Annotated in this window: 13 protein-coding genes; 8 read left to right on the forward strand and 5 right to left on the reverse strand. The window is 72.2% G+C overall.

Annotated elements, in window-relative coordinates; all coding sequences use genetic code 11:
* Positions 1-8: 8 nt before the first annotated feature.
* Positions 9-944 carry a 5'-3' exonuclease gene (locus FB467_RS11615; protein ID WP_141785241.1) on the reverse strand — a complete coding sequence of 312 codons (936 nt, stop codon included), beginning with the start codon at positions 942-944 and terminating at the stop codon, positions 9-11.
* A 70-nt stretch (positions 945-1,014) separates the two neighbouring features.
* On the opposite strand from FB467_RS11615, the gene FB467_RS11620 reads away from it, so the two are divergent.
* The 4 genes from FB467_RS11620 (at position 1,015) to FB467_RS11635 (ending at position 3,916) form a co-directional block, all read left to right on the forward strand.
* The gene (locus FB467_RS11620) at positions 1,015-1,686 is read left to right on the forward strand and encodes a winged helix-turn-helix domain-containing protein (RefSeq protein WP_228393255.1); all 672 of its coding nucleotides are present in this window, start codon (positions 1,015-1,017) and stop codon (positions 1,684-1,686) included.
* A 95-nt stretch (positions 1,687-1,781) separates the two neighbouring features.
* Complete coding sequence (locus tag FB467_RS11625; protein WP_342354730.1) at positions 1,782-2,999, forward strand: MFS transporter; 1,218 nt, start codon at positions 1,782-1,784, stop codon at positions 2,997-2,999.
* Between the two features lie 9 nt (positions 3,000-3,008).
* A complete protein-coding gene (locus tag FB467_RS11630; protein ID WP_141785244.1) occupies positions 3,009-3,401 on the forward strand; it encodes a VOC family protein in 393 nt (130 codons plus the stop codon).
* A gap of 62 nt (positions 3,402-3,463) precedes the next feature.
* Positions 3,464-3,916 carry an Lrp/AsnC family transcriptional regulator gene (locus tag FB467_RS11635; RefSeq protein WP_141785245.1) on the forward strand — a complete coding sequence of 151 codons (453 nt, stop codon included), beginning with the start codon at positions 3,464-3,466 and terminating at the stop codon, positions 3,914-3,916.
* Positions 3,917-3,920: 4 nt separating this feature from the next.
* Here the strand turns inward: FB467_RS11635 and ybaK are convergent, their stop codons facing one another.
* Both ybaK and FB467_RS11645 read right to left on the reverse strand, forming a co-directional pair.
* Positions 3,921-4,418, reverse strand: coding sequence for a Cys-tRNA(Pro) deacylase (ybaK, locus tag FB467_RS11640; RefSeq protein ID WP_141785246.1), 498 nt, complete (start codon positions 4,416-4,418; stop codon positions 3,921-3,923).
* A gap of 27 nt (positions 4,419-4,445) precedes the next feature.
* Positions 4,446-5,903: a KamA family radical SAM protein gene (locus FB467_RS11645; RefSeq protein WP_141785247.1), complete on the reverse strand. Its 1,458-nt coding sequence runs from the start codon at positions 5,901-5,903 to the stop codon at positions 4,446-4,448.
* Between the two features lie 172 nt (positions 5,904-6,075).
* On the opposite strand from FB467_RS11645, the gene FB467_RS11650 reads away from it, so the two are divergent.
* The 4 genes from FB467_RS11650 (at position 6,076) to FB467_RS11665 (ending at position 11,148) form a co-directional block, all read left to right on the forward strand.
* Complete coding sequence (locus FB467_RS11650) at positions 6,076-7,686, forward strand: amidohydrolase (RefSeq protein ID WP_170230689.1); 1,611 nt, start codon at positions 6,076-6,078, stop codon at positions 7,684-7,686.
* A gap of 474 nt (positions 7,687-8,160) precedes the next feature.
* Complete coding sequence (lnt, locus tag FB467_RS11655) at positions 8,161-9,708, forward strand: apolipoprotein N-acyltransferase (RefSeq protein ID WP_141785249.1); 1,548 nt, start codon at positions 8,161-8,163, stop codon at positions 9,706-9,708.
* A gap of 46 nt (positions 9,709-9,754) precedes the next feature.
* Positions 9,755-10,558, forward strand: a complete 804-nt coding sequence (locus FB467_RS11660; protein ID WP_141785250.1) for a polyprenol monophosphomannose synthase — start codon at positions 9,755-9,757, stop codon at positions 10,556-10,558.
* 92 nt (positions 10,559-10,650) lie between these two features.
* A complete protein-coding gene (locus tag FB467_RS11665; RefSeq protein WP_342354731.1) occupies positions 10,651-11,148 on the forward strand; it encodes an FxsA family protein in 498 nt (165 codons plus the stop codon).
* 109 nt (positions 11,149-11,257) lie between these two features.
* Here the strand turns inward: FB467_RS11665 and FB467_RS11670 are convergent, their stop codons facing one another.
* Together FB467_RS11670 and FB467_RS11675 are read right to left on the reverse strand one after the other, a co-directional pair.
* Positions 11,258-11,617, reverse strand: coding sequence for an RNA polymerase-binding protein RbpA (locus FB467_RS11670; protein ID WP_141785251.1), 360 nt, complete (start codon positions 11,615-11,617; stop codon positions 11,258-11,260).
* Positions 11,618-11,818: 201 nt separating this feature from the next.
* A complete protein-coding gene (locus FB467_RS11675; protein WP_141785252.1) occupies positions 11,819-13,204 on the reverse strand; it encodes an MFS transporter in 1,386 nt (461 codons plus the stop codon).
* Positions 13,205-13,316: the final 112 nt, after the last annotated feature.

Raw genomic sequence — 13,316 nt, forward strand, 5'->3', positions numbered from 1 at the left:
GACGCGGCTCAGGCGGGGACGCCCAACGCCTCCATCAGCCGCCGGACGGGGCCGGCGATCCCGTAGGCCTCGACATACTGCTGCAGCGTGCCGGGGTCGGCCAGCTCGCGGGGGACGGTGAGGGGGACATCGGGCAGGGGTGCGTCCCGGGCGACCTGGACCACGAGGGGGGCGACATCCAGGTATGCCGAGGCCGCCTCGAGGTTCTTGCGCCGGGCACCCTTGATAGCGGGGTCGCCGTCGGCCAGGGCCTGCCGCACCCCGGCCAGCGTGCCGTAGCTGTTGATCAGCGCGGCGGCGGTCTTCTCCCCGATGCCGGCCACCCCGGGCAGCCCGTCGCTGGTGTCGCCGCGAAGGCAGGCCATGTCGGCATACGCCTGGCCGGAGCCCACCGCATACTTCTCCCGCAGCGTCTCCTCGGTGATCAGGTCGGCATCCCGCACGCCCCCGCGCGCGGTGTAGACCACCCGGACCCCGGCAGCGTCGTCGACCAGCTGGAACAGGTCCCGGTCGCCGGTGACCACGTCGACCGGCATCGTGCCGCGATGCCGGTGCACCAGGGTGCCGATCACGTCGTCGGCCTCGTAGCCGTCCGAGCCGAGCACCGCGATGCCGAAGGCCTCCAGGGAGCGGCGGATCAGCGGGACCTGGGGCACCAGGTCGTCTGGGGTCTCCTCCACGTCGGTGGAGCCCTCCCGGAGGCGGTGCGCCTTGTAGGAGGGGATGGCCTCGACCCGGAAGGCGGGTCGCCAGTCGTTGTCCCAGCAGGCCACCAGGTGGGTGGGGGAGAAGCGGGTCACCAACGTCGCGGTCATGTCCAGCAGGCCGCGCAGCGCGTTGGTCGGCGTGCCGTCCGGGGCCGGCTGCGGCTCCTTCATGCCGTAGTAGGCGCGGAAGTACAGCGACGCGGTGTCCAGCAGGAGGAGTCGGTCAGACGGGGACATGCCAGAACCCTATGCTCTGCAGATCGCAAAGACTCTTTGCAAAATGACTTTGGGGTTGTGCGGTGGGCCGGTGACCGACACCCGGGATGAGCACTCCTGGCCGCCGCCGTGGTTCGACCCTGAGCGCTACGCGCTGGTGACACCGACCAACGTGCAGGCCCTCGCGCACCCCGTGCGGATGCGGCTGCTCCGGCTGCTGCGCGAGGACGGTCCGTCGACCGCCACAGCACTCGGGGAGCGGATCGGCCAGTCCAGCGGCGTGACCAGCTACCACCTGCGGGTGCTGGGGGAGGCGGGACTGGTCGAGGAGGACTCGGGGCGCGGCAACCGCCGGGACCGGTGGTGGCGCGTGGCGCGCGAGGGACTGGCCTTCAGCTTCCGGGTGCCGGGGGAGGCCGGCGACGCCGACCAGTTGGAGGCCGCCGAACAGTATCTGCGGATAGCTGCCCAAGTGTCCTACGAACGCGTCCTCGGCTACGTCGACAGCCTCGCGGGCCGCGGCGAGGAGTTGTCGCGGCTGCCGTGGCAACTCGGGGAGATGTCGTTGAGCCTGACCCGGGAGGAGGCCCGGGAGTTCGCGCACCGCCTGGTGGCCCTGACCGAGGAGTTCCGTCGCGATCAACGGGGGATCGCCCGCGGGCCGGGAGGACCCGACGAGGAGGACCCGGCCGGGGACCGGGAGCGGGCGGTCCTGCAGTTCCAGCTGCTCCCCGACGAGCACGGAGGGCGCGGCTCCCGGTGAACCGCGGCCCGAGCCAGGCAGCGCTGCGTCGGTGCGCCCCGCCGGGCCACTCGCCGAGTCGGCGGCCGCTGGGTGCTGTCCTCTCGGCCCACCTGGTGTCGGTGACCTGCACCGCGGTCTCGGCGATCACCTTGCCGTGGTTGGTCCTCACCACGACCGGTAGCGCCTCCCGGACCGGGCTGGTCGTCTTCGCCGAGCTGGCGCCCTACGTGGTGATGCAGGCGCTGGCCGGGCCGTGGGTGGAGCGGTTCGGGCCGCGGCGGGCCAGCCGGGCGGGCAACCTGCTTGCCGGTGCGGTCCTGCTCCTCGTGCCGGCCCTGCACCTGACCGGGCAGCTGCGGTTCGAGGTCCTGCTCGGGCTGGTTGCCGTCGTCGGCGGCCTGCGCGGCGTGGCCGACTGCGGTAGCGCGCCGCTCGTCCCCGGCACCGCGGGGCGCGCCGGGGTCGCGCTGGAGCGGGCGGCGGGCCTGCACGCCAGCGTGTCGCAGGGCGGACACCTCGTCGGGGCGCCCCTGGCCGGACTGCTGCTCACCGTCCTGGACCCCGCCCTCGTGCTCGCGGTCAGCGGGTCGGGTATCTGCCTGGCCGGTCTCGTCGTCGCACTGGGCGTGCCGCGGTCGGTCGGCGCACCCAGCCCGGCGTCGGACGGGAGCGGCCGGCCCACGGCATACCGGACCCGACTCGCCGAGGGGCTCGGCTTCCTGGCGCACGAACCCGTGCTGCGCGGCCCCGTCGTGATGATCGCCGTCACCAACCTGATCTCGATGGGCCTGGCCGGGGTCCTGCTGCCCGCCTGGGTGCGGGATCAGGGACTGCCGGTCGCCGCGGTCGGCACGGTCGCCGGTGCGCTGGCCCTCGGCGGGCTGATCGGGAGTCTGCTCGGGTCGTGGCTGGCGCCGCGGCTGCGACGCTGGGTTACCTACGCCGTGGGTTTCCTGGTGGGCGGCCCCCCGCTGCTGTTGGTCCTGGCGTTCGGGGCGCCCCTGCCCGTGGTGGTCGCGGTCGCGGCGGCCGGTGGGCTAGCCGGGGGTGGCATCAACCCTGTCGTGGGGGCGGTGCAGTTCGAGCGGGTGCCGGAGCCGATGCTGCCCCGCGTCCTGGGTGCGGTGAAGGCGGTCGCGTGGGCGGGTGTGCCGCTGGGGCCGTTGGTGGCCGGAGCGATGACCGACCTCGTGGGGGTCCGGGCCGCGCTGTCGGTCTTCGGTGGCGCCTACGTGCTCGTGGCGCTGGCGCCCTTCGCGCTGCGCTCGTTCCGGTTGATGGACCAGCGGCCGACGCACCCGCCGCCTGCGGGGGCCGTCGACGCGCGGTAGCCTCGCGCCATGCCGGGCCTGCACCACGTCGAGGTCTGGGTCGCCGACCTCGCCGCCGCTACCCAGGAATGGGGCTGGCTGCTTGAGCGCCTTGGCTTCGAGCGGGTGCAGCAGTGGGCCGAGGGGGAGTCGTGGGAGGCGGGAGGGGCCTACCTGACCCTGACCACGTCGCCCAACCTCGCCTCCCCCGCGCACGACCGACGGCGACCGGGCGTCAACCACCTGGCCTTCCGGGGCGGTCGACCCGCCGACGTCGACGCGCTCATGGCGCAGGCGCCGGAGCACGGATGGCGCCCGCTCTACCACGACCGCTACCCGCACGCCGGTGGACCCGACCACTACGCCGGGTGGCTGGAGAACGGGGCGGGCTTCAAGGCCGAGGTGGTGGCCGACCTGCCCTGACGGGGGCGGGCACGCCGGGACCGAACGTCCCGCCGGGGGCGGCTGCTCACTAGTCTGTCCCCATGGAAGCGCTGGACCGCCACATCGTCTCGCTGTTGGCCGAGGACGGACGGATGAGCTACGCCGACCTCGGTCGGCGCACCGGGCTGTCGACCTCCGCCGTGCACCAGCGCGTCAAGCGGCTCGAGGAGCGGGGCGTGATCACCGGCTACCGCGCGGTCGTGGACTTCGAGCAGGTGGGGCTGCCGCTCACCGCCCTCATCGCGCTCTCGCCGTTCGACCCGGCATCCCCGGACGACATCCCCCAACGGTTGGAGCACCTGCCGCAGATCGACTCCTGCTGGTCGGTCGCCGGGCGGGAGAACTACGTGATCCAGGTGCGGTTGGCCAAACCCTCGGACCTGGAGCAACTGCTCGCCGACATCCGGTCGGCGGCCAACTGTGCCAGCAGCACCACGGTGGTGCTCTCCACGCCCTGGGAGGGCCGGCCGGTCGACCTGCCGGAGTCCGGCTGAGGATTCAGCGGGCGATCGGGGCGGTGCTCGCCCCGGTGACCTCGACCAGGTCGGCCGGTGCCAGCTCGAGGTCGAAGCCGCGGCGGCCCCCGGAGACCAGCACCGTCTCGAAGGCCAGGGCGGACTCGTCCAGGACGGTGGGCAGCGCCTTCTTCTGACCGACCGGGCTGATCCCGCCCACCACGTAGCCGGTGACCCGTTCGGCGACGCCCGGGTCGGCCATCACCGCCCGCTTGGAGCCGAGGGCCGCCGCGACGGCCTTGAGGTCCAGCTGCCGGGCGACCGGGACGATGCCCACCCCGAGCCCGCCGTCCACCTCCACAAGCAGGGTCTTCAGCACCCGCGCCGCGTCGACGTCGAGCGCCTGGGCCGCCTCCAGCCCGTATGAGGTGGCGCCCGGGTCGTGGGTGTAGGACCTGGGGGCGTAGGTCACGCCGGCGCGATCCAGCGCCACGGTGGCGGGGGTGCCGCCGGCGCGTTCGTGCTTCTTGGAGCGGGCCACGGGGCCAGCGTAGTGAGCCGGACCGGCCTAGGACAGTTGGGCCAGGGAGGCGTCGCGGGAGGACTTCGCCGCGGCGGTCGCCGCGTCGTGGGCCGCCTCGGCGTCCGCGGCGCTGTGCTGGCGCCACCAGTCCTGGCCGGACTGCGGCAGGGTGTAGATCGGGTCGTAGTAGACGTACTCGGCGCTGGTGACGTCGACGTCCTCGCCCTCGATGCTGGTGCGGTAGTTCTTGCGCCAGTAGGAGATGCCGCGCTCCACGTCGTACTTGTCGACCTGGTGCACCCACCGCTTGCCCACGAACGGGACGTCGCAGACGATCCGCGGGGTGGCGAAGCCGGGCAGGTAGCCCATGATCGAGTGCTGCAGGTGCTGGGCCTCCGACAGGGAGAGCCGCCAGTGCTCGGCGAACGGGATCATGTCGCACATGTAGAAGTAGTAGGGCGTGATGCTCGCCCCGTCGGCTAGCGCGAAGCACAGGTCGAGCAGGTCGGCGCTGGTGGAGTTGACGCCGCGCATCAGCACGCCCTGGTTGCGCACGTCGCGGATGCCGGCGTCCAACATGGCCCGAGAGGCCTGCGCCACCAGCGGGGTGACCGACTGCGCGTTGTTGACGTGCGTGTGGATCGCCAGGCCGACGCCGCGCGAGCGGGCCGTGGCCGACACGCGGGCCACGCCCTCCACCGTGTCCGGTGCCAGCCAGTGCTGGGGCAGGCCCATCAGCGCCTTGGTGGCGAGCCGGATGTCGCGGATGTTCTCGACCTCGAGCAGCTTGTCGAGGAAGGCCTCGAGGTTCTTCCACGGCATGTTGGCCACGTCCCCGCCGGAGACCACGACGTCCCGGACGGTGGGCGTGCGCCGCAGGTAGTCCAGCATCGCCTCGTGCCGGTCCATCGGCTTGCCGGCGAGCTTGAGCTTGGTGACGGTCGGCGTGGAGTTGCCGACCAGGTCCATCCGGGTGCAGTGCCCGCAGTACTGCGGGCAGGTGGGGAGCAGCTCGGCCAGCACCTTGGTCGGGTAGCGGTGGGTCAGCCCCTCGGCGACCCACATGTCGTGCTCGTGCAGGGAGTCCCGCGCGGCGTAGGGGTGCGAGGGCCAGTCGGTGCGCCGGTCGGAGAAGACGGGGAGCATGTAGCGGCGGACCGGGTCGGCCAGGAAGGCAGCGGTGAACTCCTCACCGGCAGCCGGCATCCGCCCGTCGGCCCAGGTCATCTCGCTGACCATGGTGTTGACCATCTGCGGCGGCACCAACATCGACATGGTCGCCCGCTCGAGCTGGTCCCGCTCGAGGTCGGCGTAGAAGTCCTCGGTGAGCAGGTCGCCCATCAGCTCGCGCAGCTGCTTGATGTTCTTCACGCAGTGGGCCCGCTGCCACTGCACGTCGGCCCACTCCTCGGCGGTCACCTCGCGCCATCCCGGGAACCGGGTCCAGTCCGGCTCGACCAGTGGCTGCTGCTGATACTGGTAGGGCTGCTCCATTGCACTCATACCGATAATGCTACGGACATTCTCCGGCGAAAGCACGTAGGCACCGTAAATCCTCCGGTCCAGCGCGTCATTGACAGGACGTATGCCGGAGGTTGGCTCCGCGAGGGGACGCGCAGGGGCCCGGTCGCACCGTCCCTGCGGCGCGCAGACCCCGGTCAGGCAGACTGTCCCGGTGACCTCCCCGACACCGTCCCCGACGCCCACCCCCGGAGCCCGCCTGCTGCGCGGAGGGCGGGTGGTGTCCCCAGGCCACCCCGGCGCCACGGCGCTGCTGACCCGGGGGACCGAGGTGGTGTGGGTCGGGACCGACGCCGAGGCGGCCGGGCACGAGGACTCCGTCGAGGAGGTCGTCGAGCTCGAGGGTGCCCTGGTGACCCCGGCCTTCGCCGACTCCCACGTCCACCTGACGATGACGGGCCAGGGCCTGGACGGCATCGACCTGTCCGGCACCCGGTCGCTCAGCGAGGCCCTGCGGCTCATCGAGACCGCGGCCCGGCACACCAGGGGCCGACCGGTCTACGCCCACTCATGGGACGAGACGAACTGGGTCGAGCGGCGCCCGGCGACCGCCGCGGAACTGGACCGTGCGGCATACGGGGGTGTCGTCTACATGCCGAGGGTGGACGCCCACTCCGCGAGCGTGTCCTCCTCGATGGCGGCGGTGGCCCGGGTGCACGGCCTGGACGGCTGGGACGGTGCCGGCGTGGTCGAGCGCGACGCGTTCGCGGCGGTCACCAACGCGTTTACCTCCGGGATGACGCCGGCCGACCGGGAGCACTACCTCGACCTGGCGCTGCGGGCCGCCGCCGAGCGGGGGATCGGCCTGGTGCACGAGACGGGGGCGGACCACCTCACCAACTTCGAGGACGTCCGGGCGGTGCTCGAGGCCGGCCAGGGGGCGGGCCGGGTCGGGACCGTCGCGTACTGGGGGATGCTCACCGACTCGGCTGAGGAGGCGCGGGAGCTGGCCCGTCACCTGGGGGTGATCGGCCTGGCCGGCGACCTGTGCGCCGACGGGTCGTTCGGCTCCCGGACCGCCCACGTGGTCGAGCCCTACCTCACCGACGACGGAACCCCGGGGGAGCACCACGGCTACGGCTACCTGTCGGTGGAGCAGGTGCGCGACCACGTGGTCGCCTGCACCCGGGCGGGGCTGCAGGCCGGGGGACACGTGATCGGTGACGCCGCCCTGCACACCATGGCCGAGGGGTTCCGGCAGGCGGCCGACGTCGTCGGCCGCGAGGCGGTCCGGGCGGCCCGCCACCGGTGGGAGCACGTCGAGCTGCCGGACGCCGAGGTGCTGGCCACGATGGCCGAGCTGGGGATCTGGGCCAGCATGCAGTCCTCCTTCGACGCCGCCTGGGGCGGTGAGGACGGCATGTATGCCGCACGGCTGGGGCCGCAGCGGGCGCTGGCCGCCGTCCCGCTGCGCAGCATGCTCGATGCCGGGGTGCGGGTCGCCCTGGGATCGGACAGCCCGGTGACCCCGTTGGCCCCGTGGGCCGGGGTCCGGGCCGCCGTCCTGCACCACAACCCGGGGCAGCGGATCGGGGTGGACGAGGCGTTCGCGGCCCACACCCGCGAGGGCTACGAGCTGGCCGGGCGCCCCGGTGGCCGGCTGGCCCAGGGGGAGCCCGCCAGCTACGTGGTCTGGGAGGTACCGGACGGGACGGAGCTGCGTCCTGACGGGCTGCCCGACCTGTCCGACCGGGACGCCGACCTCCCGTCGGCCACCCGCACGGTGGTGGACGGCCACCTGGTCTTCGACCGCGAGCGCTTCTAGCGGGCGCAGGTGGTCTGGTCGGCGTGTCGAGAGCGACACGCCGACCTGTCAAAAATTGACCCGATGTTTTGCCGGCGTGAGCCCCGCCGCTGACCTGCGTTAACGCGTGTCTGCGCAGGTCAGCGGCCAGTTGACAGTCCGTGCCGGAGCACTAGATTTGTCTGCTAAGTCCGCATCGCCTGCACCACCAGTAGGCGGTTGCGTGCCCTGACCAGGGGACCGGCCGTGGCACTGCGCCATCGTTACCAACGGTCGTGCCCGTGGTCGGGTCCGTGTCAGAGGGAACGGTGTGGACAGCTAGGGCCCGTGCGCTTAGTAGACAACGGGGGTCGTGTCGTCAGCCCGTCGACATGCCCTCGGCCCCAACGGCGCGCGGGCCCTGGCTAGTCCCCCGGGCCGTGGTCTTCCGAGGTGCCCTGGTGCCGCGGGCGCGCCCGCCGTCTGCGGTGCAGACTCCTCGCCTACGCTGGCGGGGTGCCGGCCCGCCTCCTCCTCGCCCTGCTGTCGGGCGTCAGCATGTACCTGGCCTTCCCCTCGCACGGCGTCTGGCCGCTGGCCGTGGTCGGCGCCGGGGGAGTGGCGCTGGCGGCGACCGGTGCCCGGGTGCGCGGAGGGTTCCTGGTGGGTCTCGTCGCCGGTCTCGGCTACTTCGTGCCGCTGCTGTCCTGGTCCGGTATCTACGTGGGGGCACTGCCCTGGCTGGCGCTGGCCACCCTCGAGGCGCTCTACATCGCCCTGCTGGGGGCCGTCGTCGGGGCACTGTCCCGGCGGGGCAGCCCGCGGGAGGTCCCAGTCCCCGTGCTCGGCGCATCGCTGGCCTGGGTGGCCAGCGAGCTGGCCCGGAGCACCACCCCGTTCGGTGGCTTCCCGTGGGGGCGCCTGGCGTTCAGCCAGGCGGACTCGCCCGTCCTGGGGGTGGCCTCGCTATTGGGGACCCCCGGCGTCACCTTCCTCGTGGCGTTGGCCGGCGCCCTGCTCGCCCGTGCCGTCCAGGAGCTCGCGGCCGGGCGGCACTCCGTCCGACGGGCCGGTGCCGCCACCGGGGTGCTGGCGATGGTCGGTGCAGTGGTGGTCGTCCTGGCGCCCACGACCGTGCCCCGCCCCGTCGACGGGACACCGGTGCAGGTCCTGGGCGTGCAGGGCAACGTGCCCGAGATGACCCTGGAGTTCAACGCCCAGCGGCGGGAGGTGCTGGACCGACACGCGCGGACCACGCTGGCGGCGGCCGACCTGGTCGCGGCCGGGGAACTGTCGCAGCCCGCGCTGGTGGTCTGGCCGGAGAACTCCTCGGACATCGATCCGCTGCGCAACGCGGACGCGGAGCAGGTGATCAACCAGGCGGTGGAGGGCATCGGGGCGCCGGTGGTGGTCGGCGCGGTGCTCCGCGAACCGGAGGGCTACGTGAGCAACGCCAGCCTGCTCTGGCTCCCGGGGGAGGGCGTGGTGGACCGTTATGTCAAGCAGCGTCCGGTGCCCTTTGCCGAGTACATCCCCTACCGCGACTTCTTCCGCCTCTTCAGCGACAAGGTGGACCTGGTCAGCCGGGACTTCTACCCCGGTGACGAGGTGGGGCGGCTGGACGTCCCGCTGGCCTCGGGGTCGCTGCCGGTGGGGGTGGCGATCTGCTTCGAGGTCGTCGTCGACGACCTGATGCGGGAGAACGTCCGGGAGGGGGCCGAGCTCCTGCTCGTGCCGACCAACAACGCGACCTTCGGCTTCACCGACGAGTCGGTGCAGCAACTGGCCGCCTCCCGGGTGAAGGCGGTGGAACTGGGGCGGTCGGTGGTGCACATCAGCACGGTCGGGGTCAGTGGCCTGGTGACCCCGGACGGTCGGGTCCACGACCAGACCGAGCTGTTCACCCAGGACATCATCGCCGGCGAACTGCCCCGGCGGACCGAGCTGACCCTCGCCGTCCGGCTCGGCGGGTGGCCGGAGGGGGTCGCCGTCGGGGCCCTGGCCCTGCTGTTGGTGATACGGGTCGCGGGAACAATGCGGGTTAGGGTTTCGTCAGGAAGATGAGCGCCGGACGCACCCGGCGGGTCGCACGAGGCAGGACGGTCACCGGATGAGCAGCACGCGAGCAGCACTGCACCGCGTCTGCGTGCTGATCCCCACCTACAACGAGCGGGCCAACCTCCCGGGGGTCATCGCCCGGGTGCGCGCCCACACCCCGGACGCCGACGTGCTCGTCCTTGACGACAACTCCCCGGACGGCACCGGCGTGCTCGCGGACGAACTGGCGGCTCGAGACGACCACGTCCACGTGCTGCACCGTGCCGAGAAGGCGGGGCTGGGGCGCGCCTACCTGGCCGGCTTCGCCTGGGCGGACGACCACGGCTACGACGCCGTGGTCGAGATGGACGCTGACGGGTCCCACCAGCCCGAGCAGCTGCCGCGCCTGTTGGCCGCGGCAGACTCGGCGGACCTGGTGATCGGCTCGCGCTGGGTCCCGGGCGGGGCGATCCACAACTGGCCGACCTCCCGCAGGGCGCTCAGCCTGGGGGGCAACCTCTACGTGCGTCTCGCGCTCGGCGTCCCCGTGCGGGACGCCACCGCCGGCTACCGGGTCTACCGGCTCAGCGCCCTGCGGGAGATCGGGATGGAGCAGATCGCCTCCCAGGGCTACTGCTTCCAAGTCGACCTGACGCTGCGCGCCCTGGACCGCGGGCTGACCGTGACCGAGGTGCCGATCGACTTCGTCGAGCGGACGCTGGGGGACAGCAAGATGGGTAGCGACATCGTCCTGGAGGCCCTGGGCCGGGTGACCGTGTGGGGTGCCGCACGGCGGGCCCGGCAGTTCCGCGAGCTCACCCGCGGGGCGCGGGAGAAGATCGGCGGTGAGCAGCGGTGGCACCAGCTGGCCGACTGAACGGGCCTCCCGGAGCGGGCGGTGCCGGCTCGGGACGGTCCTCCGGCGGAGCCGGACGCCGTCCACGCGCGCCCCGACGGGCCCGGTGGATCCTGGCCGGCTTCCTCGCCGTGCCGCTGGTCGAGGTGATCGTGCTGATCCTGGTCGGGCGGCAGATCGGTGCGGGCTGGACCCTGCTCGCGCTGCTGGCCACCTGTCTGATCGGTGCCGTCCTGGTGAAGCGGGAGAGCGCCCGCACCTGGAAGTCCCTGCGCAGGGCGGTCGACTCCGGTCGGGTGCCGGGACGGGAGGTGGCGGACGCCGCCCTGGTCCTGGTCGGCGGCTTGCTGCTGCTGGTCCCCGGGTTCGTGACCGACGTCGTGGGGCTCTTCCTGATCCTGCCGCTCACCCGCCCGATCACCCGCGCCTGGTTGGCCGCGGTGATCGGTAGCCGGGTGTTGGACGGTGTCGTCCCGGGCACGGTCTACGGACCGACCCCCGGCCGGGGCGAGGGTGCGGGTCCGACCGGTTTCGGCCCACCCACCGGCGGCCGCGGCGGCGACATCATCGAGGGCGAGATCATCGACGAGGACCCTCCGCCCGGGCGGTGACCCCGCCACGGGCACGCCGTGCGCGCGCCGGAACCATCGCCATACACGCCAGAGACGCAGAACGCCCCGACCGGTGGACCGGTCGGGGCGTTCTGTGCGCGTGGTGAGGTCAGGCGGTGCGCTGACGGCGCGGCTTCTCGCCACGCTTCTCGCGCAGCAGCGCCAGACGCTCCTCGAGGAGCTCCTCGAGCTCGGGGATGGTGCGACGCTCCAGGAGCATGTCCCAGTGGGTGCGCTGCGGCTTGACCGCCTTGGCCTCCGGCTCGGGACCGTCGTTCAGCTTGGCGTCCAGGCCGCAACGGCACTCCCACAGCGGCGGGATCTCGGCCTCGACCGAGAACGGCAACTCGCTGACGTGGCCCTCGGGGCAGGTGTAACTGACCATCTGGCGCTCACTGAAGGTGACGCCCTCATCACTCTCAAAGGACAACCAACTCAGGTTGGTGCCGCGCAACGACCTCTCGGCCATGTTGAACTCCCCTCTGCCAGGAACAGGGTGGTGCTGAATGTGGACTCGCCAGGTTCAACGTCCACGAACGGTGTGGTGTTCCCGATCCGCGAGACTGAGCGGTCCGTCTTCCGGACGGGGTGCGCCAAGCGGCGTTGATAGGAAGATCGGGAGCGTCGACCATGATATCCAGGGTCGGCGCGCCCGGTCCACCCGTGCACGTCAGACGACTGCGGGCTGCGCGTTCCCGGCCTCGCGGATGCCGCGCCGCATGTCGACCTTGGTCAGCAGCAGGCCGCCGATGGCGAAGAAGATGACCACCGAGATGATCGCCAGGCGGTAGGAGCCGGCGAACTGGTAGATCAGGCCGAACAGGAGGGTCCCGAACCAGCTCGTGCCGCGTTCCATCGCCTGGTAGAGGCTGAAGAACTCCGACTCCTTGCCGCGGGGGATGAGCTGGGAGTACATCGAGCGCGACAGGGCCTGGGTGCCCCCGAGCACGATGCCGATGCAGACCGCGCAGACCAGCCAGATGACGAAGGCGCCGGCCGGGACGAAGAAGGCGAAGGCGACGACGGCGGTCCACAGCGCGATGCCGACCAGGACGACCTGCTTGGCGCCGAACCGTTGGGCGGCCCTGCCGAACAACAGGGCACCACCGAAGGCGACGAACTGGACGACCAGGATGGTGATGATCATCTGGCTCGCCTCGAACCCGAGCTCCCGGGTGCCGTAGAGGCTGGATGAGGCGATCACCGTCTGGATGCCGTCGTTGAAGAACAGGTAGGCCAGCAGGAAGGTCAACGTCACGGGGTAGTGCCGCAGCTCGCGCAGCGTGGTGACCAGCTGCCGCAGGGACCCCCCGAGGACGCCCGCGGACCGGTCGACCTGCACGGCGGTGGTTCCCCGGATCTTGCGCAGCCCGAGCACCGGGATGAGGGTGAACACCGCCCACCACAGGCCGGCGGAGAACAGGCTCAGCCGGATCGCCATCTCGTAGGTCAGGCCGAGCGACTCGTAGACGGTGAGGACGACCAGGTTGATCGCCAGGAGCAGGCCGCCGCCGAGGTACCCCAGGGCCCACCCCTGGGAGGAGACCTTGTCGCGGTCGTCGGGATCGGCCACCCGGATCAGCAGGGCGTCGTAGACCACGGTGGAGGCGCCCAGGCACAGGTTGCCGATGATGATGAGCGCCACGCCCAGCTGCCAGTTGGTGCCGGTCAGGAAGAACATCAGCATCGCCGCGAGGGAGCCCACCCAGGCGATCCCGCCCATCAGGAGGGTGGGCCGGGCGACCCGGTCGGCGATGGCACCGACGAACAGCAGCGCCAGCGCCGAGATGATGGTGGCCGCCGTGATCGTGTAGGAGGCCAGCGAGCCGACCGCGATCGGCACTCCCAGGACGCTGAGCATCTCGGTGCAGCGGGCGCCGTCGGCCAGGTCGGGACAGGCGGCACGCTCGGCGACGGCGGTCAGGTAGGGCGCGAACAGCACCGTGCCGGTGGTCGTCACGTAGGCCGAGTTGGCCCAGTCGTACCAGCTCCACGCACGCTGGTGCGCCCGGGTGCGTTCGTGCGAGAGGTCGGCCACCACCGGCGCGTCGGTCATGGTCGGAGCCTGCCACACCGGAGGGCCGCCGGGGTGTGTCCACGCCGGTGCTCGCCCGAGCTCCGACTTGCGTCCGGTCGGCGGCAGGGTAAAGGTGGAGGGAGATCCACCC

Origin of the sequence: Ornithinicoccus hortensis, assembly GCF_006716185.1 — a bacterium.
GTDB lineage: Bacteria > Actinomycetota > Actinomycetes > Actinomycetales > Dermatophilaceae > Ornithinicoccus > Ornithinicoccus hortensis.

Bases quoted from the DNA above. Each gene is read 5' to 3' on its own strand.
- FB467_RS11615 (WP_141785241.1), bottom strand. From the start codon at position 944: ATGTCCCCGTCTGACCGACTCCTCCTGCTGGACACCGCGTCGCTGTAC.
- FB467_RS11630 (WP_141785244.1), top strand. From the start codon at position 3,009: ATGCCGGGCCTGCACCACGTCGAGGTCTGGGTCGCCGACCTCGCCGCC.
- FB467_RS11635 (WP_141785245.1), top strand. From the start codon at position 3,464: ATGGAAGCGCTGGACCGCCACATCGTCTCGCTGTTGGCCGAGGACGGA.
- FB467_RS11645 (WP_141785247.1), bottom strand. From the start codon at position 5,903: ATGAGTGCAATGGAGCAGCCCTACCAGTATCAGCAGCAGCCACTGGTC.
- FB467_RS11660 (WP_141785250.1), top strand. From the start codon at position 9,755: ATGAGCAGCACGCGAGCAGCACTGCACCGCGTCTGCGTGCTGATCCCC.
- FB467_RS11670 (WP_141785251.1), bottom strand. From the start codon at position 11,617: ATGGCCGAGAGGTCGTTGCGCGGCACCAACCTGAGTTGGTTGTCCTTT.
- FB467_RS11675 (WP_141785252.1), bottom strand. From the start codon at position 13,204: ATGACCGACGCGCCGGTGGTGGCCGACCTCTCGCACGAACGCACCCGG.